General features: G+C 53.8%; 20 protein-coding genes and 1 tRNA gene. 5 read left to right on the forward strand and 16 right to left on the reverse strand.

The genetic code is table 11. The features are described 5' to 3' along the window. Window positions 1-9: 9 nt before the first annotated feature. From PAT9B_RS12670 to PAT9B_RS12730, 13 genes are all read right to left on the reverse strand, one after another. Window positions 10-567, reverse strand: a complete 558-nt coding sequence (locus tag PAT9B_RS12670) for a hypothetical protein (protein WP_150105791.1) — start codon at window positions 565-567, stop codon at window positions 10-12. Window positions 568-622: 55 nt separating this feature from the next. Beyond that, window positions 623-1,036: a hypothetical protein gene (locus PAT9B_RS12675; RefSeq protein ID WP_013509670.1), complete on the reverse strand. Its 414-nt coding sequence runs from the start codon at window positions 1,034-1,036 to the stop codon at window positions 623-625. After that, window positions 1,033-2,025 (reverse strand): hypothetical protein, encoded by a 993-nt coding sequence (locus tag PAT9B_RS12680; RefSeq protein WP_013509671.1) that lies wholly within the window; start codon window positions 2,023-2,025, stop codon window positions 1,033-1,035. The genes PAT9B_RS12675 and PAT9B_RS12680 overlap by 4 nt, the downstream gene beginning before the upstream one ends. Window positions 2,026-2,135: 110 nt before the next feature. Then, window positions 2,136-2,618 (reverse strand): type VI secretion system tube protein Hcp, encoded by a 483-nt coding sequence (locus tag PAT9B_RS12685; protein ID WP_013509672.1) that lies wholly within the window; start codon window positions 2,616-2,618, stop codon window positions 2,136-2,138. 218 nt (window positions 2,619-2,836) lie between these two features. After that, window positions 2,837-4,333, reverse strand: coding sequence for a type VI secretion system contractile sheath large subunit (gene tssC, locus PAT9B_RS12690; protein WP_013509673.1), 1,497 nt, complete (start codon window positions 4,331-4,333; stop codon window positions 2,837-2,839). Then, entirely contained in the window at window positions 4,333-4,863 is a 531-nt protein-coding gene (gene tssB, locus PAT9B_RS12695) for a type VI secretion system contractile sheath small subunit (RefSeq protein ID WP_013509674.1), read from the reverse strand. Before tssB ends, tssC begins: the two co-directional genes overlap by 1 nt. A gap of 72 nt (window positions 4,864-4,935) precedes the next feature. After that, a complete protein-coding gene (gene tssA / locus PAT9B_RS12700; RefSeq protein WP_013509675.1) occupies window positions 4,936-5,946 on the reverse strand; it encodes a type VI secretion system protein TssA in 1,011 nt (336 codons plus the stop codon). 12 nt (window positions 5,947-5,958) lie between these two features. Continuing rightward, entirely contained in the window at window positions 5,959-6,672 is a 714-nt protein-coding gene (gene tagF / locus PAT9B_RS12705) for a type VI secretion system-associated protein TagF (RefSeq protein ID WP_013509676.1), read from the reverse strand. Between the two features lie 14 nt (window positions 6,673-6,686). Next, window positions 6,687-10,313 carry a type VI secretion system membrane subunit TssM gene (gene tssM, locus PAT9B_RS12710; protein WP_013509677.1) on the reverse strand — a complete coding sequence of 1,209 codons (3,627 nt, stop codon included), beginning with the start codon at window positions 10,311-10,313 and terminating at the stop codon, window positions 6,687-6,689. A 3-nt stretch (window positions 10,314-10,316) separates the two neighbouring features. After that, window positions 10,317-11,558, reverse strand: a complete 1,242-nt coding sequence (locus tag PAT9B_RS12715) for a DotU family type VI secretion system protein (protein ID WP_083810313.1) — start codon at window positions 11,556-11,558, stop codon at window positions 10,317-10,319. A gap of 16 nt (window positions 11,559-11,574) precedes the next feature. Next, window positions 11,575-12,915, reverse strand: a complete 1,341-nt coding sequence (gene tssK, locus PAT9B_RS12720) for a type VI secretion system baseplate subunit TssK (protein WP_013509679.1) — start codon at window positions 12,913-12,915, stop codon at window positions 11,575-11,577. 9 nt (window positions 12,916-12,924) lie between these two features. Beyond that, on the reverse strand, window positions 12,925-13,416 hold the full coding sequence (gene tssJ, locus PAT9B_RS12725) for a type VI secretion system lipoprotein TssJ (protein WP_013509680.1): 492 nt from the start codon (window positions 13,414-13,416) through the stop codon (window positions 12,925-12,927). 26 nt (window positions 13,417-13,442) lie between these two features. Then, window positions 13,443-14,030, reverse strand: a complete 588-nt coding sequence (locus tag PAT9B_RS12730) for an SH3 domain-containing protein (RefSeq protein WP_041525814.1) — start codon at window positions 14,028-14,030, stop codon at window positions 13,443-13,445. Between the two features lie 202 nt (window positions 14,031-14,232). On the opposite strand from PAT9B_RS12730, the gene PAT9B_RS30935 reads away from it, so the two are divergent. Continuing rightward, complete coding sequence (locus PAT9B_RS30935; protein WP_190274634.1) at window positions 14,233-14,391, forward strand: hypothetical protein; 159 nt, start codon at window positions 14,233-14,235, stop codon at window positions 14,389-14,391. 585 nt (window positions 14,392-14,976) lie between these two features. Here PAT9B_RS30935 and PAT9B_RS12735 read toward each other — a convergent pair. Together PAT9B_RS12735 and PAT9B_RS12740 are read right to left on the reverse strand one after the other, a co-directional pair. Further along, window positions 14,977-15,633 (reverse strand): methionine ABC transporter permease, encoded by a 657-nt coding sequence (locus PAT9B_RS12735; RefSeq protein ID WP_013509682.1) that lies wholly within the window; start codon window positions 15,631-15,633, stop codon window positions 14,977-14,979. Next, window positions 15,614-16,714 carry a methionine ABC transporter ATP-binding protein gene (locus tag PAT9B_RS12740; protein WP_013509683.1) on the reverse strand — a complete coding sequence of 367 codons (1,101 nt, stop codon included), beginning with the start codon at window positions 16,712-16,714 and terminating at the stop codon, window positions 15,614-15,616. The genes PAT9B_RS12735 and PAT9B_RS12740 overlap by 20 nt, the downstream gene beginning before the upstream one ends. A gap of 193 nt (window positions 16,715-16,907) precedes the next feature. Between PAT9B_RS12740 and PAT9B_RS12745 the strand changes: the two genes are divergently transcribed. The 3 genes from PAT9B_RS12745 (at window position 16,908) to PAT9B_RS12755 (ending at window position 19,859) form a co-directional block, all read left to right on the forward strand. After that, window positions 16,908-17,546, forward strand: a complete 639-nt coding sequence (locus tag PAT9B_RS12745) for a TetR family transcriptional regulator (protein ID WP_013509684.1) — start codon at window positions 16,908-16,910, stop codon at window positions 17,544-17,546. 78 nt (window positions 17,547-17,624) lie between these two features. Further along, window positions 17,625-19,004 (forward strand): D-arabinono-1,4-lactone oxidase, encoded by a 1,380-nt coding sequence (locus tag PAT9B_RS12750; protein WP_013509685.1) that lies wholly within the window; start codon window positions 17,625-17,627, stop codon window positions 19,002-19,004. 18 nt (window positions 19,005-19,022) lie between these two features. After that, window positions 19,023-19,859: a glycosyltransferase family 8 protein gene (locus tag PAT9B_RS12755; protein WP_013509686.1), complete on the forward strand. Its 837-nt coding sequence runs from the start codon at window positions 19,023-19,025 to the stop codon at window positions 19,857-19,859. A 25-nt stretch (window positions 19,860-19,884) separates the two neighbouring features. On the opposite strand, the gene PAT9B_RS12760 is transcribed toward PAT9B_RS12755, so the two are convergent. Beyond that, window positions 19,885-21,006, reverse strand: a complete 1,122-nt coding sequence (locus PAT9B_RS12760) for a Gfo/Idh/MocA family protein (protein ID WP_013509687.1) — start codon at window positions 21,004-21,006, stop codon at window positions 19,885-19,887. Window positions 21,007-21,349: 343 nt separating this feature from the next. Between PAT9B_RS12760 and PAT9B_RS12765 the strand changes: the two genes are divergently transcribed. Continuing rightward, window positions 21,350-21,425 (forward strand) — tRNA-Asn (locus PAT9B_RS12765). Window positions 21,426-21,619: the final 194 nt, after the last annotated feature.

The following is a 21,619-nucleotide window of genomic DNA, read 5'->3' on the forward strand; positions in this document are numbered from 1 at the left end:
CGCTGGGTTTTACTTTTGATAGGCCTTGCGTAATTCAGCAATAGTTTTCAGCGAGGAGTTTTGGAATTTTTCTGTCGTACTATTATCATAGTAAACACCGTCACCCGCTTTAAGCCCCATAACATAGTAGTCAGTACCGTAGTGATCCGGCGCTTCAATTGTATAAATCACGGCAATTTTTTCATTTTCATCATCTTTCTTAGAAATGAAACCTACCGAATCCACTTTATGGCAACCTACCGTTTCCCAGTCACCCTGCCCGATCGTTTGGATAAACTGATTGATGTTCTCACCATCTTTGCTCCAGCCTATAAAGCATACTGGCTGAACCTCTCTTACCCATCCTTTGCCCTGAATAAGCGTACCCTGCAACTTGCCGTCTTTAACGACATCAAATGTCTGGCTCTTGTCCAACTCAACCCGGCTCAAACCGCTATGTTCAGCTTCTGCGATGATATTTTTTTGATAGGCGAGGGATTTTGGCTGTAAGAGAGAGACAGATGCACTTGCAAAATGGCTACTCAACAATAGTAGCAAGATCGCAAACCAAAAATTAATTCTCATCATTCACATCCGTGTATGCATCTGATTGTGACATTCGCTCACTTTTCCTGAGAAAAAATTAACCTTGAAGGGAATGATTAATAAGACTCAAAGCAACCGCCAGAAAAAGAACTGCAAAACTAGCAACATTTAATTTATGGAGAGACAATAGCCATCCCACCCTTTCCATTGGTTGACTCCTGATAAAAGCACAGGATTCATCATTAGCCGGTTTCTTTTTATCCAGGATAATTTTCTGACCGCGATACAGACTGACAAAATAAGCTATTTTATGCGCATTAAACATTGGACCGAGAAAAGAGGCTATATCTGTAATCAGATCTAACCTTAGACCTCTCTGTCTGAAATCGCGAAGTAACGAATCGTATTTATCCTGATTACGTTTGAATATAAAGTATGAAACAACCTGAGAGATAAAAGCAATAAAATAGAGTAGTAAAGACAAATAAAACAAAAAATCAAACCTATTCATAAAATTTTTTCCATCAATGTACCAACAGTCACCTCAGCACCTTTCGCGGCCAGATAGCCCCCGGCAGCTGAAGTGACGATAGTACATGTCAGGAGGCCTACTGGTCCAGTAACAGCACCAACTGCCAGGCACGCCCCCCGAAGCGCTAATGCAGCACCGATCCCCCCATAGATCCCAGCCGCTGTACTCGCACCAAATTCTGCATACTTTTTCACGGCCACCTTAGCACATTCATTTTCACGATCGGTAGTACAGCTATTGTAGACATCGTTGGTCGTGTTCAGTGCACTAAAACCAATCGATACCCATCCACCCATTTTCATAAATTTAGCAGCCTTAGCTGCCCCATCTACATACGTGGAGTAACCACGAATAGCGCCAACACCCGCAGTCTCCCAATCATGCACAATCGATGAGCTGGAGAGATTCAACGCATGTTTTAGCTTCTCGTAAGGCTGCAACCTTAATACCAGGCGAGAGAATTTATTCAACAATACTTCTAGCTCAGCAAACAGGCGGCGGCGTTCGATAAAGAACTGCTCACCAAATAGCGTACCTGATGTGAGATATTGGTTACGGTAAGCCGTCTCGATGGCTGTCAGTTTCTTGCCTATCTCAGCAAAGTATTTCTCTCCGGCATCGCCAATCAGACCAGAAGACTTATCCATAAAATTCGTGATCGCGGCGATAGAAGCAAAGTGGCGCTGGAAAAAAGTCGCCTCATCTGATGAAAGATGATTCAGGCTATTATTCGTGGTCGTTTTCGCCGCCTTCAGTACATTCATCGCTGTCGGATTGTTGTTGCCTTCAGGATCGGCCACGATCAATATCTGCCCCGGTTTTGCCCAGGTAACATCAGCATTTAATTGCAAAAAATAATTTGCGGCTGCAATATTTCGATTGCCAAACAAAAACATCGCCTGTTCTGTAAGTCTTCCCGGACGCTGTACCACGCAGAAGCCTGGTTCGATCATACTTTTGCCGCTCATCACAATCTCCTTTTGCAATTCAATGCCTTTAATGACTTTGTATCAGGTGCTGTAGCGGCGCAATTTATCGCGCCGCTACAAATTAATGCAGAGTTAATAAATAAAGCGCATTACGCCTCTTTATTTTCCTTGATATTCCAGCCTGCGCTGCTTTCTGCACCTTTACCACCGGAAGAGCTCTGCTCCCAGTATTGCTGTTTCACTTTCGCGGCCTGGAATGAGTAAGCCATGCTCAGTGTATCGCCATTATCAGCACCGGTATAATCTACGCGGGAAACCAGTACATCTTCAAGGGTGATACGCGCATACTCAACCTGAGAACCACCCGCTTTGCAAATGGACAACTCAACTTTGGTAACGTGCTTACCATTAGCGCAATATTTCAGAATGGCGGATGTGGATTTATCGATCAACGCATTGACATTCAGATCATTAAAATTAACTTTACCCGCACCGCCGCCACCGCCAACCGCCATATTTCCCGGTTGAGTTGCGCCCCAGTTAAAGGAGGTAATATCGGTCCAACCGGTGTGGTTAGAATCTTTAGATTCACCCGTCACACCATCAACTTTTAAAAACATATCAATAGCCATAATTATCTTCTCTTGCTTGATTTACGTTCTGCTTTAAAAAGCATCGTTATGGCAAACAGGAAAGCATGGGGCTGAATAAAACCATCCATATTTTACCTCTGCCTCGTTTTCTGAATAGATTGCTACATGTTTATTCAGAGGGGTTCTCATTGCACAGAAAGTGAATAAGAAAAAGGTTCAGAGAACCCGTGATACAGGTTCTCTGGGTAAAGCGCGTGTTACTTATCATTGGTCTTCAGCGAAGGCAGTTTCGACACCAGACGCAGCGATACCGTCAGGCCTTCCAGCTGATAATGCGGACGCAGGAAGAATTTCGCCGCGTAATAACCCGGATTGTCTTCCTGCTCCTCAACGTTAACCTCGGCTGCGGCCAACGGTTTGCGTGATTTGGTTTCCTGCGAAGAGTTAGCCGGGTCGCCGTCTACGTAGTTCATCACCCAGTCGTTCAGCCAGCGCTCCATCTCATCGCGCTCACGGAAGGAGCCGATTTTGTCACGCACGATGCACTTCAGATAGTGAGCAAAGCGGCAGCAGGCAAACAGATACGGCAGACGTGCCGCCAGACGCGCATTGGCAGTAGCATCAGCATCGTGGTATTCCGCCGGTTTCTGCAGTGACTGCGCACCAATAAAGGCCGCGAAGTCCGAATTCTTACGATGCACCAGCGGCATAAAACCGTTTTTTGCCAGCTCAGCTTCACGACGGTCACTGATGGCGATCTCGGTCGGACATTTCATGTCCACACCACCATCGTCACTGGGGAAGGTATGGCACGGCAGGTTTTCGACCGCCCCGCCCGACTCCACACCACGGATCGAGGTACACCAGCCATACTCTTTAAATGAACGGTTGATGTTGGCAGCCATCGCATAGGCGGCGTTGCTCCAGGCGTAATTGTTATGATCAGAGCCATCGGTTTGCTCCTCAAAATCATAACTGTCCACCGGATTGGTACGGATACCGTATGGCAGGCGCGCAAGGAAACGTGGCATCACCAGGCCAAGGTAACGTGAATCCTCCGACTCACGCAGGCTGCGCCAGGCGGCATATTCGGTGTTCTGGAAAATCTTGGTCAGATCGCGTGGGTTCGCCAGTTCCTGCCATGATTCCATCTGCATCACTTCCGGTGCCGCACCGGTGATAAACGGACAGTGGGCCGCTGCGCCAATACGTGCCATCTCACCCAGCAGTTCCACATCCTGTGGACCATGGTCAAAGTAGTAATCCCCGACCAGGCAACCGAAAGGTTCACCGCCAAACTGGCCATATTCCTGCTCATAGATTTTCTTAAACAGCGGGCTGCGATCCCAGCCAACGCCTTTGTAACGCTTCAGGGTCCGTCCCAGTTCCTGCTTGGAGATACTCATAAAGCGGATTTTCAGCATCTCATCGGTTTCGGTGTTGTTCACCAGATAACTCAGGCCACGCCACGCACTTTCCAGTTTTTGGAACTCCTGGTGGTGAATAATCTGGTTAACCTGCTGCGACAATTTCTCGTCAATTTCCGCGATCAGTGACTGGATAGTGCGGTACGAATCGTTGGAGATGGTGACGCTGTTCTCCAGCGCTTGCTGTGCCAGGGTTTTGACCGCGTTTTCAACCGCTTCCCGTGCCTGATCGTTCTTCGGACGAAACTCTTTGCTGAGAAGAGCGCTGAATTCATCCTGGCTGAAGCTGGATGCGCCTTGCGGCTGCTGCTGCAATTTCTCGCTCATTATTGTTCCTCCTTACCTTCTGCCACGTCGGCCTGCTTCGGCAGATGCGTCAGCGCCTGCAACAGCGTCGGGTCATGCAGAATTTTGCCAATCAACTCTTCCGCACCGTTTTTGCCATCCATATAAGTCAACAGGTTGGCAAGCTGGGTACGTGCTTCCAGCAGCTTGTTCAGTGGCTCCACGTGGCGGGCAATCGCATCGGGCGAGAAGTCATCCATGCTTTCGAAGGTCAGTTCGACATTGAGTTTGCCCTCACCCGTCAGGGTGTTATCAACCTGAAACGCCGCACGCGGTTTCATCGCCTTCATGCGCTCGTCAAAGTTATCAATATCGATCTCAAGGAATTTACGGTCATCGACGGCAGCCTGCGGTTCCAGTGGCTTGCCAGCGAGGTCTGCCAGCACACCCATCACGAACGGCAGCTGGATTTTGCGTTCCGCGCCATAGATCTCCACGTCATATTCGATTTGAACGCGGGGCGCGCGATTGCGGGCGATAAATTTCTGCCCGCTGGATTTCATTGTGGCCATGATTTTCTCCATAAATGATGCGCGGGTTAAGGCGCGCAGGTGTCACTGCGTGATGAAGCGCTGGACGCGGCGTTAGTCGTGGCGTCCGAAGATGTTTTGCAACTGATGAACGCCATCCGGTGCCAGATCGCGGATGATGTCCATAAAATCGAGTTCGATCAGCCGCTGTACGCGGTCAATCATTAACGGAGCCGGATGGCTTGGCTCATGCTGGGCGAAGTATTGCTTCACCTTTTCCAGCATCAATTGGGCATCCGCGCGGCTGGTTAACTGTGCTGTGCGCCAGTCCGGTGCATGGCGGGTCGCCATCGACGCTGGCGCGTCGGCGTGCTGATCATCGGTGACATCAGGTTGTGCTTCCGCGGTATCAGCGGATTGCGTCAGGCTGACCAGCAACGCAAAACTTTTCTGCAATTGCGCCATATCAGGCACCGCGCTTTCACCAAGACGTTCAGCGAGGAGCGCATGCAGGCTTTGCAGGTGTTGATGAATGTGCTGCAAGGTGGCGGCGGCAGGTTGCCCCTGCTGCGCCAGTTCGTCGCGCAAACGCGCCATCCCACCCGGGTAGTCAGGTGTCTCCATTTTGCTGCCATCACACAGGGCGATGGCATCACGTAGCGTGATGGCGTCCGAGGCGTGACGTAACAGCCAGGCCTGCCGCACCGCTGCCGTTAACGTAGACGCGTCCTCAAGCAGTGCCAACGCGTTGATGCGATAGAACGGGTCCTGTTCGCCGTCCTCTTCCAGCCGGGGCCAGAGGGGTTCCCAGTAGCGCAATAGCGCCTGCTCAATCAGTTCCAGCCCCTGCGCATAGCCTGGCAGACCGTTAAGATGGGTCCACGCCTGGGTGAGGGACAGCATTACGCGCAAATCTTTACTGCGGCTCAGCAACTCCGTTGCCAGCTTTTCCACCCGGTTCCAGTCAGCCGGCTCTGCCGGGATAATGGTTTCACCAAATTGTTGCTCAGCTTTACCGGCGCTGGCTTGTTCCATCGCCTGGAAATCGGCGTGATATTCCAGGTTGTCGCCGCAGGGGTCGTCGTTGCTGATCGGCTCCAGCAACGCATCGAGATTGATTGTCATGCGGGTTGCACCTCAGGATTCAAACATCGGGGGATAAAGTCCATTTCGTCCGGGCTTCGCGCCGCCTGCCGGATCAAACAGCAACGAAAACAGCTGGGCGGTGAAGTTGCCGCTATGCACATGGGTGTAGAGCGGAAAGCCGTCGCTTTGATTGGTCCACCAGAAACTGGTGTAAAATTGGGGGTCAAAGCTGTCGGCAGGCAGTTGCCAGCTCAGGTTCGACACACTGCTCCCTTCACCAATAATCGCCAGAATCTCTGATGACTCTCCCCCCTCCGTCGGCTGCGGCAGAGGAATGCTGAGCAGCGCCTGATCCAACTGCTCCGGGCTGCTGCCGTCGCGCACCACACGCAGTAACGTATTGCCGACCTGTTGATACCAGTCACCCGCGCGGCCCAGCATGGCAGGCGACCATTCTGTTGGACTGAAGTGGCGCAGAGCGCACAGTGGATAGTGGCGGCCAACGCTGTCGCGTGAGGCAGTCAGGCTCCCCATCTGCACCAGTTGAGTACCGAGCATCGGTGGCACGACAAAATTCCATACCGGTGCGCTGAGAAACGCGCGCGAAGGCGCACTCTCCCCTTCGGCACTGGTTTGCCAGTGGTGTAACCCCACCTGAAACCAGTGTGACCATTGCCGTAGCAAGCTATCGGGAAAGCGCCGCTTAACAAAATCACCCGCACTGGGCAGTTTGCCGTACCAGCCGGGTGCTGCGTATTGCGTCATCGTAAGACTCCGATTCAGGGGCAGCTAAAAGCGGGAAGCTGGAACGGGTTGCGAATACTGCCGGGCGTAAACGACAGCGTGACCTGATGTCCTTCGACGTTAAAGCTGGCTTCGCGCGTCAGGCCGCCGGACGGGGTCAGCCGGGCGCGATCGAAAAAGCGATTCAGTGCCCAGGGACCGCTGGTGACCAGCGTGGAGGTGGTGCCATTGGTTAAGCCAAGCTGCATACGCACCTGGCTGGTGCCACCAGGCCCCGGCCAACTGACCATCTGTACCGCCTGTGGGCCATGGCTGTAGCGCAGGATCTGTCCATCGACATCCAGCGTCAGGGTGAGGATATCGTTATCCATTTTCACCGTGCGCAGTGTGACGCGGAAGGATGGCGTGGTGGCACCATTGGTAAAGAACGCATCGCGAATTGACTGGGCCTGCTGGAACGGACGCAGCAACGCCTCACCACCCGGCAAGGTTTTGCCATCAATCCCCGGCGTGAAACGCCAGGCCGCGTGGGTGGTATCGACTTTGCTCGCCAGATTGTCACGGAAGAAGCTGTCCATCAGACCGCTTCCCGGCGCAAACATGCGCGCCAGATCGTCGGGTGTCACTTCGTTGCGGCCAGTGCGCACCAGCGGATAACGTCCGGCGATGGCCTGCTGGCAGAAACTGCCCACCTCCATCTGGATACGTTTACGCACGTTATCCATATCGCGACGCTGGGCGTCCGAACTGGCCCCCACCGCCATGCTGGAGACCATGTTTTGTAACGTTCCGGGTAAACGACCTGCGCTGGCCTGTACGCGGCTGATGGCATCGCTCGATGGCGGTGGCATCCCGCTGTTGGCCGCATCCTGCACCGCCGTCAGGTAACGATAGAGATCGTCAATCTGGTGCAGAAAATCATCCACCGCCAATACTTTACTGCCCTGTTGTAACGGCTGCGCCAGTTCGATGATCGAGGCAAAATGCGCACCCACCACTTGTTCCGGTGCCGGGTTAGCGTCGCTCTGCGCCGCATTGGCCTTCGGCGCACTGAATAACGCCTGTAAGGTGCGGGTGGCGCTGTTGTCTGACGCTGGCGGCGCAGTTTGTGCCGCTTTGTCATCCGTTGATGCACGCGTCAGCGTCAGCACTTTGCTCAGGTTGATGACCAACTGGCGTAACGGTGAGTGGTTGCCAGAAAGCAGACGGGCAGTGTTGATGCGCTGTGCAAGGTCGGCGCTGTTATTGAGCTGAATATCGCTGAGGAATTGTTCCCACTGGCGAATGTAATCCTGCATATAAAGCTGGCGCACCGCTAAGTCGGTCTGCTGGCTGTTTTCCTGCTGCGTGGTGCCGCCCAGTACCCAGCGATCGTCCTGGTACAGTGCCTGCGTCACCGGCGCAATTTGCTTATCAACATGCTGCCAGTATCCGTCCGGGGTATACAGGCCGGGGACGCCATCGTTGACCGATTTACCGCTTTTACGTGAGAACACCAGTTCGCTTTGTGGACCGCCGAGCGCGGCGAGGGTGACCGTGGGTAAGCTGCCATCACGTTGTAGCAGGCGCTTCAGGCGTCCGTAAACGCGCTGTGATAGCGGCATCTGATTAATCAGCGCCTGCTCGCGCTTTACCAGCGCATCATCCTGCGCATACGGCGAGGACTGGATTTGCGTTTCCAGCAGCTGTTGCAGATGCCACGCCAGCTGTTGGACTTCCTGCTGGGTCACGTTCTGCGGCAGCTCACGCGAGATATTCAGCATCAGCCAGGCTTGCAGGAACTTGCCATCATAATGCTTCGGTTGATACAGCATCTGATACGCTTTCAGCGCCTCGTAGCTGTAATCCGCATCACTGCCGTTGTCATTACGCAGCCAGCGGGTGATGTTTTGCGCCACCTGTGGCAGCAACAATTGCTTCAGCGCTTTGTTGTACAGTGCCTGGCTGGCGTCACTCACTTCAGTGCCACGGTACAACCACATACGATGCGTCAGCGGCGGGTCCTGCAATGAAAAGTCTTTGCTCTCCGGCAGATGCAACAGCGTGTTGAGATACGGTACCAGCGCAAACAAATCGCCGCTGCCCTGCCGTTGCAACTGCTCGCCAAGTTGCTCAACCTGCGGCGTTTTGGCGGCCATCTCCTGCAAATATGCTTTGTTTTTACTGTAACTGGTCAGCCACAACGCACCAGCAATCACCACGATGACCAACAGCGCCAGATAGCCGGACCATAATCCCGCGCGATTGCGCAGTTCCCACCAGCGATTGCTGGCTGCCAGACCGGACTCCTGAAATACCACATCTTCCAGCATGTCTTTCAGGAAAAAGCTTTGCCCTTTGGTCGGCGGGATTGGTGCATCTTTCCCCACCTGATCCCAGCGGCCTGATTCGCCGTCCTGTTGTCCCGGCAAATGCAACGCGCGGGTTAACTCCCCCATCACGCGGTCAAACGGCAGCCCTTCCTGGGTGCCACTGGCAAAGTAGATGCCGCGCGGGGCGAACTGGGTTTCAAAATCGGAGCGGGCGAATAAGGTATCCAGTGCTTCGGCCAGCAACGGACGTAATGCGGCAAACTCCTGCGGGAACAGATAACTTTCCGCTCGCGCCTGGGCGTCGCTTTCCGTCAGCAAGGTATCGGCTAACCCGGCATCCAGACGTTGTTGCAGCAGCGAATACTCCTGCTGGAACTGGCTACTCAGTTCGAAATCTGCCGTAGACGCCTGCGCCCAGGGGAAGGTGAAGCCCCAGATTTGTTCGCGCTGGGTTTTATCCAGCCCGGCAAAATAGCTGCGGAACCCCTTCAACAAATCCGCCTTGGTGACCAGTACGTAGACCGGGAAACGAATACCGAGACGGTCGTGCAGTTCCATCAGACGCTGACGTAAGGCCAGCGCCTGATTGCGCAAGGCTTCCGGCGTCTGACTTAATAAATCCGCCACGCTCAGGGTGACGATCACACCATTGATCGGCTGGCGGCCACGGTATTTGCAAAGCAACGCCAGAAAATGGTGCCACTCGCTGGCATCGCGCTCCTGTTGGCTTTCCTGGGTGGTGTAGCGCCCGGCGGTGTCCAGCAGCACCGCGTCATTCGTAAACCACCAGTCGCAGTTGCGCGTACCCCCAATGCCCCGCAGCGCCGCCTTACCGAACTTATCAGCCAGCGGGAATTGCAGACCGGAATTGACCAGCGCGGTAGTTTTTCCGGCACCCGGTGCGCCGATGATCATGTACCACGGCAGTTGATAGAGGTACTGGCGGCTGAAACGCTGCGCCCAAAACGGCGTACCTTTGCTGTTGTGACGCTGGAAATGCGCTTTTTTCAGCATCTCCGTAGCTTCGCCAAAACGGCTCGCCAGCACCTGCTCCTCGTTGGTCAGGCGTTTACGATCCTGTTCAGGCTCACCGGTCGGGGTGGTTTCCAGGCTCGACATCAGTTTACGGTTGAGCCACATGTTGTAGAGGCGAGGAATCGCCTGGCTCAACCCCCACACCAGATACAGCAAGGCAATACTGATCACGCGATTCTGCTCCGGTTCGAGCGGCCGCGAATCGACAATCGAGAACACCGGGCCAATCACCCAGATGATAAATGACAGCGCCGTGATACCGACAAAACCCCAGGCGAGGCGGCTGGTCAGTACGGCAAAAAGCAGATTCAGCATGGATTAGTTCCCTCTCGCCAGGCCGTTAAGTTCAGCTTGCGTCGCATCCGGTGCCACCAGCAGCGTGATCTCCACACGGCGGTTACGCGCACGGTTCTCGGCACTGGTATTTGGCACCAGCGGATTGCTCTCGCCGCGCCCTTCTGCTTTCACGCGTGCCGGTTGGGTGAGTTGCTGTTGCAACAAGGTTTGAACCGACTGAGCGCGTGCCAGGGAGAGTTCATAGTTGGAAGCAAAACGGGCGCTGCGGATCGGAACGTTATCGCTGTAACCCACCACCAGAATCTTGCCGCTGACGTTATTCATCGCCGCCGCAATACGTTGGATAACCGCTTCATAACGGCCACGCACTGTGGTCGCGCCGGAGGTGAACAAGCCATCCCCTTTCAGCGTCACGACGCTTTGATCGGCCTCATCACGCACCGCCACCAGACCGGCATCAATTTCCGGCTTGAGGAAAGTTTTCAGATTAAGCGCAGCAGGCGGCGGCGGTGCCGGATTACGGATCTGCATTTCCGGTAATGAGGTTTGATAGATGTTGGCCAGTACCGGCGTGGTGTAATCACCCAGCCGCCAGTTAAGAATGATATAGAACAGACAGGCACCGAGCGCCGCCACCGCAGCAAAGGCCCACAGCGGGATCATCGGACGCCACAACTTGCGCAACACCGGTTGATCGGTCGGATGCACCGACAGTGCCGCCGCATAGCTGCCGCGCACGCTTTTGATCATCTGCAACAGTCGTTGTTTGATGGTTTCCAGCTGCGAGCGCCCGTTGTCCAGCACCCGATAGCGCCCTTCAAAACCGAGCAGCAGGCAAAAGTAGATCAATTCCAGCAACAGGATATGCTGACGCGGATTCTGCGACAGTTTGGCCAGCAACTGGAAAAACTTCTCCCCGCCCCAGGTTTCATTGTGAAAAGTGACCAGCAAACCGTTGCTGGTCCAGACGCCACGACTGCCCCAGGGCGTCAGTGCGGCGGCTTCATCCAGCGCGGTGCACAGGCAGTAACGCGCACCAATGATCACTTCATAACTCAGGCCCGACTGCTGACAACTCAGTTCAAAGTGACGGATCTGATCAATCAATTGCTGACGCAGACGCGCGGGATCGTCATGGGAAACGGAGTGCCGGATCTGCGGGATGGCGTTAATCAGCGGGTTGGCCGCCGCCACCAACACATTCTGGTGGCTAACATCGGGCTGTGCGGCATCGCTATTCGGTTTCTGTTGTGGCTGCATCATGCGTGCTCAGTTTTGATTATTCTGACTGACTGCGAATGGCCCAGAACTCCATATTCAGGCCTGGAAATTCTCCGGCGAGATGAAGCGCAAAGGCGCCTGATCGCTCCATCTCCTTCCACAGCTCACTGTTTTTATCCAGTTCAAAGTAGCTGTAGCCGGCATGCCACGGGATTTGCGGTGGCGCACCCGGCATGGCGATCAGCGACAGGCCTGGCAACTGAAGTTGCACCAGATCGCGAATTTTGGTGACAGGCGCGACTTTCATCTGCGCCGGGAAATGGGTTTTTAACGCCTCGGCAGGTACGCTGGCTTTTACCGCCAGCACGAAGCCAAACTCGCGCACCATGCTGCTTTCCGGCACCGTTGCCACATTCAACCCATGCGAACGCTGGGTCAGTGGCAGTTGAATGGCGCTCTCCTCCATCACCTGCGACAAGGCCTGGCGCAGTTGTAAGGTCAATCGCGTAAAGCAGCCATGCAGATCGTCATGGTCATAACGCGGGAAGACATCTGGCGTGCGGGCGGGTGACCAGGTGCACAGCTCTGACGCCAGTTGCAGCCAGTGGCTAAACAGGGATTCAGGATGCAGTAACGGTAAGCTTTGCAGATGTGCATGCAGACCCAACTGCCGGTTTAACAAGGCCAGCAGCATGAAGTCGACCATATCGGCGCTGTTAAAACGGCCGGTGCCCGGCGTGCGCTGACTCAGTTGCTGACTGCGTTGCTGGATCAGGCCATGCAGGTCGTTCATCATACTTTGCAGCCCGTGACTCCCGGTCAGGGTAAGCATCGGCGGGATGTAATCGCTGTCGAGACGCAGGTGATTATCGCTGCGCTTTTCCACCACGCGCGCCACCCCCATCGCCGTCCATTCTGCGGTGAGATCCTGCTCCAGCATCAGGCGCAGGCGCAATTTACCGAATTGAACCGTGGCCGCACCGACCGCCAGTGCGTTGTCATCCTCCACCTCACTTTCCCAAGCCAGATAACGTGCCAGCGAGTCCTGCGAATCCTGAAAGGTCACGGCCTCGCGGCCATTGCGCCGCGTCGGGATTGCCAGCACCACTTTGGCCCGATCGACATTGTCTGGCAGATCCAACGGAGCCGGTCCCTGCTGAGGCTGGCTGAAGGCAAAAAAAGTGCCATCTGGCAGGCAGCCGCTGGCCGCATTTAAGGCCAGCTTGCCCTGACGCAACAACGCCTCGTCAAACTCAACGTCAAAAAATCCCCAGGTGTAGACGCGCTGGGACTGACCCCATTCACGTAAGGTACTGTGTAGAAAATTTTCCGACTGCTGGAAGTGATGTGGGCGCAGAAACATACCTTCCGTCCACACCACCTTTTCGGCTCTGTTCATAATCATCCTTTACTGCTTAACCAGGCGCAGGCCGTTGATATCGGCAACGATGTTGGCATCCAGCTCGCCATCATTACTTTTCCAGAACTGCCAGAACGCACTGTCATCCCCATCCGGGAAGGGCAGCGCCAGACGCCAGACTTTGCCATCCAACGTCTGATATTCGGCCATGATGCCGATGAAGCGCGCTTCCGCCAGGCTCTTGCCACTGAGCGTGTTGCTAAGCTGCCCTGCCCGCAGGAAGAGCTCTTGATTGTTCAACAGTGAACTGCCCAGCACCGTGGCTGGCTGGTTTTGCAGCGAATAGAAATCCGCAGACATAAATGCGGCGTCAGAGGTTAATAACATCACTCGAACTTTGAGCGGCGCACCCGCATTGATCTGCGGATGCGCCTGGAAATGCAGGTTGTAACGCGCCACTGAGGTCTGCCCGCTACTGCATGCGGCCAGTAGCAAGGCGAACAGCGGCAAACACCACTTTCTCAGGCGACTTAGCAACATCACCTGTCCCTCCATGTTCAACGCACTTAGTTGATGATCCAGGTTCCGCTGTTACCGTTCTGGCAGGCTTTGCTGTCGCCATCAACCGAGACGCAGGTCTTTTTCTTCGCACTACGCACGCGGCGTTTCGGTTGGTCAGCTTTCAGGGTTTGATCGTACAGATCGCTTTTCACCAGCGCACGGAACGGCACATAACCGGTGAGCTGGGCTGCGGCTGGCGTGGCTGCGGCTGGCGCATCGGCAGTTTTTTGTCCCTCCGCCGGGGCGGCTTGCGCCTCCTGCGGCTGTTCGCCGATCGCCAGCCAATTGTTCTCTACCATGCCGAGTACGGTGTAGGTTTCACCGGTTTTCAGCGTGGTCACCACTTTGCCGCCATAGTCAGGGCGCGTCATAACCGAGGTCGGGTAGAGCGCACGATAGGTATCGTTGATGGGGCTGAACTGCGCAGGCGGAGCGACAGCATGGCGGTGGACCAACGCCACACCGTCAACAGTGCTGGTTACCAGGGTGTCATCAGTGATTTGCGGTGGCGCTTTACAACCTGCAACAGCAAAGACAAACAGCAGGCTTAACGCAATGCGGAGATTCACCATTTTCTTCATGTTTAGTTCCATTAATCTCTAAAAAATGGCCATTGGCCGGTTGTTAGCAAAATAAATCACTGAATACAGGGCGTACCGATACATTCAGGACCATTTGAAAAATTGACCACAATCTTTACTGGAACCAATAGACCCAATATCAACAGAAAATTGATCAGTTCCAATTAAGTATTTCAGATGCAATAAAAGGGAGCGCAAGACCAGGAGGGGGCTAGTGAGTCGCAAGCAAAACATTCACCAAAGTGATCAATATTTGCAACTCAAAGAGGGTAAAGCAGCGTACACAAGATTTACTTATGACATTCCTGGTCTGAAATCCACCCTGCCTAATGAAACCGCTCAATCAGGGTGCAAAAGTCGTGACGAATATTAATCGCGAGCAACATGGATCGCAATCGATCTAAATCAATGAGTTAAGATCAACCGATAGCATCATAGCTACCGCACGAGCCTGGCAAAACCCGCTCGTGAGCATAAATCATCATCCATGTGTAAACATCCGGCAAAGGTTTACATAAGCCTGACAAAATATCAACGTGCGGTATTCCTGGAAACATTCATAAACAATACTTAACAAATATATTTAATGGAAATTAACCTCGTTTTGCACAGGTGAAATCAGAATCCTCTCAAAAAAACATAAAATTCATAAGAAAATTGCCACTAAAGATGAAAAATCATCCATTAAAATTCATAAAATTTCACAAACAAAGTGGCACTGATTGAGGAAGTGTTTACTCAATTTGGGTTAAGTACGACAGGTCAGGTTTTTATACTTACAAAACATTACGAAGCGGCTATTTAGTCTGTAAGGTGCAGAATTTCGCCCTGTCTCTTAGACAGAAACGCCCGACATGAATGTGAAGGGAATGAAATGAATGGATGGTTCAGGCAGGAATGAACGGAAGAAAGATAAAAAAATGGCGCGATAAATCGCGCCATTACAGGGAAATCGTCACTAACGGCGTTTATCCACTTTAGCGACCAAACGATCGCCCAGCCATTGAATACCACACACCAGAATGATCAACACCGCGATCACCGCCAGCATCACATTAGTTTCAAACCGCTGATAGCCATAACGAATCGCGAGGTCGCCTAAGCCTCCGGCACCAATTGCCCCGGCCATCGCGGATGCCCCGACCAGCGCCACCAATGTAACAACGAATCCTGCCAGAATGCCCGGTAGCGCTTCCGGCACCAGCACTTCCCAGACGATACGCATCTTACTGGCTCCCATCGCACGCACGGCATCGATCAGCCCGCGATCCACCTCACGCAATGACACTTCGGCGACACGGGCAAAATAAGGCGTTGCGGTGATGGAGAGCGGAACAATTGCTGCCCAGGTCCCTAACGACGTGCCAACCAGAAAACGGGTAAAGGGGATCAGCGCCACCAGCAGAATAATGAACGGTAAGGATCGAAAACCGTTGATAATGATCCCGAGTAGCCGATTCACCAACCGGTGCTCGGCAATGCCACCAGGGCTGGTCACCACCAAAATCAACCCCAATGGCAGTCCGGCAATCAGTGAAAACAAGCCTGATACCAGCGTCATCAACAAGGTTTCGCCAATGGCGTTAAGCATTAAATCAATCATTACCGGTGACATAGCCAATTAACTCCACTTGCGCCTGCTGCAATTGCAGCCAGCTGATGACGGGTTGCTGCTGTGCCTGCGGCAGCGCAATAAAGAAGCGCACTACGGCGTAGTGCTGAATATGGTCGACCCCACCCTGCAACAAGCGGAACGCGCCCGGCCAGTGCGTTGCCAGCCGCGTCAGCAAATCCCCCTGGGCGTCCTCACCGGCAAAATTGACACGATAAATCGCTTCATCGGCGGGCTGTTGCTGGAGACGCGCCACCAGATTTTCCGGCAGCTGTGGCAACAGACCGCGCAGCAAGGTTTGTGTCAGCGGGGTTTGCGGATGGGCGAACACCTGCCACACCGGCCCGCTTTCAATGATTTCACCGGCATCGATCACCGCCACCCGATGGGCGACGGATTTGATCACCTCCATTTCATGGGTGATCAACAGAATGGTAATGCCGAGCTGTTGATTGAGCGATTTCAGTAGCGCCAGAATGGATCGGGTGGTTTCAGGATCAAGCGCCGATGTCGCCTCGTCACACAGCAGCAATGCCGGCTCCGCTGCCAGTGCACGGGCAATGCCCACTCGTTGTTTTTGCCCGCCCGACAATGCCGCTGGGTAGTGATCTGCTTTGTCCGACAGCCCCACCAGTTGCAATAGCTCGGCAACACGTTGCTGGCGTTGCGCTTTAGCCACGCCGGCAATTTTCAGTGGCAAAGCCACGTTTTGCGCCACGGTTTTCGCTGACAGCAAATTGAAGTGCTGAAACACCATGCCAACCCGACTGCGCACCGCTTGCAGGTTTTTTTCCGATAAGCCGTTGATGGCGCGCCCTTCAATTTCAATCACTCCTTCGTCCGGCTGTTCCAGGCCGTTAAGACAACGAATCAGCGTGGATTTTCCGGCACCGCTGCGGCCAATAATGCCGAGGATTTCACCCTGATTGACGGACAGAGAGACCTTACGCAGCGCATGAGTTGCACCAAACGTCCGCGAAAGATCGCTTACGTTAACCACCAGCGGTGAACGGTGCACAATGTCTGCCGCATCACTGACCGCACGGCGCGATAATGAAATGTCATCGGGAAAGAGTAGTGTCATAGCGAATCCTGCATCGGGCACGTATGGCCCGGCTCACAGGCCGGGAATCAGCGCAGTATACGCAGCACCTTATTATCGCTTAATCTCGATTTCAGAATTGTTATTCACAAAAAGCATATAAAGCGCACAGCGCTGCATTATCACGCGTCATGCTGTGCTAACATCTTCCTTTTGCACCTTGTTATTGAGCACTATGTCAGAAACGACCAAACGTAAAAATGACCCTGAAGGGCTAAAAAAACGCATCCTCGCTGGCGCACTGAAGACCTTTGCCGAATTCGGTATGCAGGGCGCGCGGCTGGAGCAAATCGCCGAGCATGCTCAGACCACCAAACGTATGGTGGTGTATCACTTCGTTAATAAAGAGAAGTTGTATATCGAAGTGCTGGAGCAGGTTTATCAGGCGATTCGTCAACATGAAACCGGGTTGAACCTCGCAGCAATGGCCCCGGAAGAAGCAATGATCAAACTGGTCGAGGCCAGCTTCGATTACCACGTTTCGCACCCGGATTTTATGCGGCTGGTTTGTACCGAAAACTTGCTGCGCGGGCGCTATATCACCCAGTCGGAACGCATCAAGGCGCTGAATAAAAGTGCCCTCGACCTGCTGGAGGATATTTTGTCACGCGGACAACAGCAGGGCGTGTTTATTACCGACATCAATACCATCGATGTGCACCGCTTAATCAGCAGTATCTGTGTCCATCATGTGTCCAACCGCTATACCTTTAATGCGCTGTTTAGCCCGGATAACACCGAAGAGGAGAGTATTCGCCGTAATCGCCAACTGGCTGTTACCGCCACACTCCGCTACATCCGCAAAGCGCCCTAGTCTGCGGCTACGCTGTGATGGTCTACGCTTTAGTGAGGCAATGGGACCATCACAGACCTCAGACTAAGGAACGCCGTAGTGAAAGACGCCCACCTTTATCCGTTACGTCACACCGCCAATATCGATAACGAAAGCCGCCTGTGGAACTGGGCACAAAACAGCATCGTCGGCCTGCGTACCCAGTTACATCGACCCACCCATGAAGCTGAATTACAACAGATCCTGCGCCAGTCTGGCGGCAAAGTGCGCGTGCTCGGCAGCCGCCTGTCACCCGGCAGAATGCTGAATGTCGGTGCGGAGGATTTGCTGTTGGATCTCAGTGCCATGCAGGGGGTACTCGCTGTCGATGAAGGGAGCGTAACCTTTGCAGCCGGCACGCCACTGGCGCAGATCTATGCCACCCTGACCGGGATGGATCGCATGCTGGCCTCCTCACCTGGCGTGATTGCGGTACAAACGCTGGCAGGTGCGATGTCGACCGGCACCCACGGCCAGGGTCTGGATCAAAGTTCACTGGCAGACGAAGCGCTACGCATCCGCATGGTGCTGGCAGATGGCAGCCTGCGTGAGTTTACCCGTGATGATGCCGATTTTCCCGCCGCGCAGGTGGGGCTGGGCGCATTAGGCATTATTACCGCCGTTACGTTACGCACCCGCCCTTTTCGCCTGTTTACCTGCCACAAATATGCCGTTCCGGCTGATAATCTCGGGCAGGATTTGCTGGCGTGGAATCAACAATATGAACTGAGCAAAGCCTGGTGGTTCGTTGACGACAATCTGCTGCATGTGTGGAATGCCGAAGAGGCTAACGTAGACGATCAACAACGTTATTACGCCAACCAGCGTGAAGTGATTGAGCATGGCGACGAGACCGACAGCAGCCTGAATGAAACCATCGAACAGACACTGGCGCAGATGCATCGGGATACGCAGATCCACGGCAAAGGCGGCAAACAATTCCGCACCGTGACGCGTTTTCGCGACTTCACCGACATCAGCGGCGATATTTATCAGTTATTTTGCCGCGGCATCGCGGTGCCGCAGATCAATGTGGAGATTGGTGTTCCGCTGGCACGTACCCCGCATATCATCGACAAAATAAAGAGCTGGTACGCGGCCAATCATCCGCATATGCATTATCCGATCATTTTGCGCTGTACCGGGCCATCGTCGGCGTGGCTCAGCCCGGCCTCGCAACAGGCCACCTGCTTTTTTGGTTTCGTGGTGTATTACGCCGATGACGGCTCATTGTCGCAGGAAGGGCTGCATTTTCTCACCGAAGTGGAAAAACTGCTCGCTGCCGAGGGCGGTCGCCCGCATTGGGGGAAATATTACGATGCACAACGTTATCACTGGCGTGCTATCTACCCACAGTGGGAGGCGTTTCGTGCCGTGCGCCAGCAGCTCGATCCCCAACACCGTTTCAGCAATGACTACGTTACCGCCCTTTTCGATTAAGCCTGACGAGAGGAAAGTATGTTTGCCTGGGTCACTTTATTAACACAACCCGATTACCTGGTCGGGGTAAAAACCCTGCATCGCTCACTGAAGAAAAGCGGCAGTCGCTGGCCGCTGGTGGTGATGGTCACTGACGCGATTAATCAGAGCACGCGCGAAGCCTTGCAGGCCGACGGCTGCGTCATCCACCCAGTGGTTCCCTTGATGCCACGTAACGATCTGGCACAGCACTATGCCTCGGCGCAGTTTGGCGAGGTATGGAGCAAGCTGCGTGTCTGGGAATTAACCGGTTGTGAGCGCGTGGTGTTTCTCGATGCGGATATGCTGGTACTGCGCAATATGGATGAACTCTTCACCCTCGATTTGGGTGATTATGCCCTCGCCGCCTGCCATGCCTGCCGCTGTAATCCGAATCAGATTGCCAGCTATCCCGCCAGTTGGCAGCCAGAGCATTGCCACTACACCTGGCAGGAACGCCAACAACCCGCCCCGGCTAATCTGGACCTGTATCTCAATGGCGGTTTTTTAGTGCTCAAGCCCGACGAGGCGGTATTCCGCCAGTTGCAGGAGAAAGTTACGGCGATTGACGATCTGCGCCGTTATCCGTTTTCCGAACAGGATTTGCTGAATGAAGTGTTTGCCGGGCGCTGGTTACCCTTGCCTTACATCTACAATGCCTTGAAAACCTTGCCCTTTCAGCATCCACAGATGTGGCACGCCGATGAGGTGAAGAATCTGCATTATATTCTGGCGAAACCGTGGAAACGGGATCTGTGTCAACCGGAGATGGAGCGCGACCGCTATTACGCGCTGGATAAGTTGTGGTGGCAGATGGCTTCGTCGCGGCGCGATTAATCGCACCGCGACGAAACGCAGAATATTACACCGTCATCCAGCGGCGTTCTGCGGCAGACACTGCTACCGCTTCCAGCACCTTCTGCACCTGTAATCCTTCGGCAAAGTCCGGCCACATGCGATCGCCAGCGGCGATGCCGTTAATCAAATCGCGAATCTCAACGGTTTTCTGATCGTTAAAGCCAATGCCATGTCCGGCAGAAACGCAGAAGTTGGCATAATCCGGGTGCGCCGGGCCGGTGAGGATGGTTTTAAAGCCCTGACGTCCGGCCGGATCATCGTGGATGTACAGTTCCAGCTCCGCCATTCGCTCCTGGGTATAGCGCAACGTCCCTTTGGTGCCCGTTACCACATAGGTCAGCCCCATTTTACTGCCGCAGGCGATACGTGAGGTTTCAAATACGCCGTGCGCACCATTTTTGAAACGCAGCAGCGCGCTGGCCTGATCTTCGTTTTCTACCGGCAACAGACGGCTGGGATCTTTCGGGTCCGGGCGCTGTTTAATCACCGTCATCATATCCCCGCTGACTTCTTCGATATCGCCCACCAGATAGTGCGCCATATTAACGATATGCGCCGCGAGATCGCCAAGTGCACCCAGCCCTGCCAGCGCTTTCTGGCAGTGCCAGTCCAGTGGCGTGGTCGCTTTGGCCAGATAATCTTCGTTGTGCGTGCCGTAGAAATGCACCACCTCACCGATTTCGCCACGGGCGATAATTTCGTGTGCCAGCTGGCTGGTGGGGTTTTTCATATAGTTGAAGCCCACCAGCGTTTTGACCCCGGCCTGCTGTGCAGCCTGGACCATCTCTTCTGCGTCGGCGACAGAGAGCGACAGCGGCTTTTCGGAATAGACATGCTTACCATTGCGAATGGCTTCCAGCGCCATCTCCTTGTGCAGGAAGTTTGGGGCACAGATATCCACCACATCGATGTTGGGATCGCGGACCAACTCACGCCAGTCGCCAGTTGAACGCGCGAAACCAAACGTTGCCGCCTGTTTGGCAGCCAGCTCCGGGTTAACCTCCGCCAGCATCTCACGCACGATTTCCCCTTTCAGGGCAAACACCGTGGGTGCCTGCGCATAGGCGATAGCATGACAACGACCGATGTAACCACTGCCAATCATTCCGATTCTGACTTTGTTCATACTGCACATCCTGGGTTCACAGAAGAAGTGATACGGAATATAAATTTCACCCTGTGCAGCCACAACGGCCAAATGAAATATCTGTGATCATGCCTGCGATGAATCTGACAAAACCGACAAATCAGAATGTAATATTTCATATAGTTAGTGATGAGCATCACAATTCATCCAGCCATTTTTCTTCTTTCTGGATTTTGTATTCCATTTCGCTGACTGACCATGATCGGGATTTTTCTCTGCCAGCCTAAGAGGATGCTGCTTTATTCAGCAGTCAGAACAATTTGTGCAAAAGGGCTTTGACAAGGCGCAGCCCGCTCGTTACTATGCGCCCCGTTCAAACGATTCCTCTGTAGTTCAGTCGGTAGAACGGCGGACTGTTAATCCGTATGTCACTGGTTCGAGTCCAGTCAGAGGAGCCAAATTCGAAGAAAGAGCAGCCTGCAAAGGCTGCTTTTTTTTTGCCTGTCGCGGTACCGTTCCTCCCTACTCTGTCGTCAACCCGGCAACAGAGGGTGAGGTAAAGAAATTAAGCGTCAGTAATTGCCCGTCATTAGCCATACTTCTGTTCTGCGCACTATGACTGAAAACCCGCCTCGCGAGCGCATGTATAAAG

Origin of the sequence: Pantoea sp. At-9b (assembly GCF_000175935.2) — a bacterium.
GTDB lineage: Bacteria > Pseudomonadota > Gammaproteobacteria > Enterobacterales > Enterobacteriaceae > Pantoea.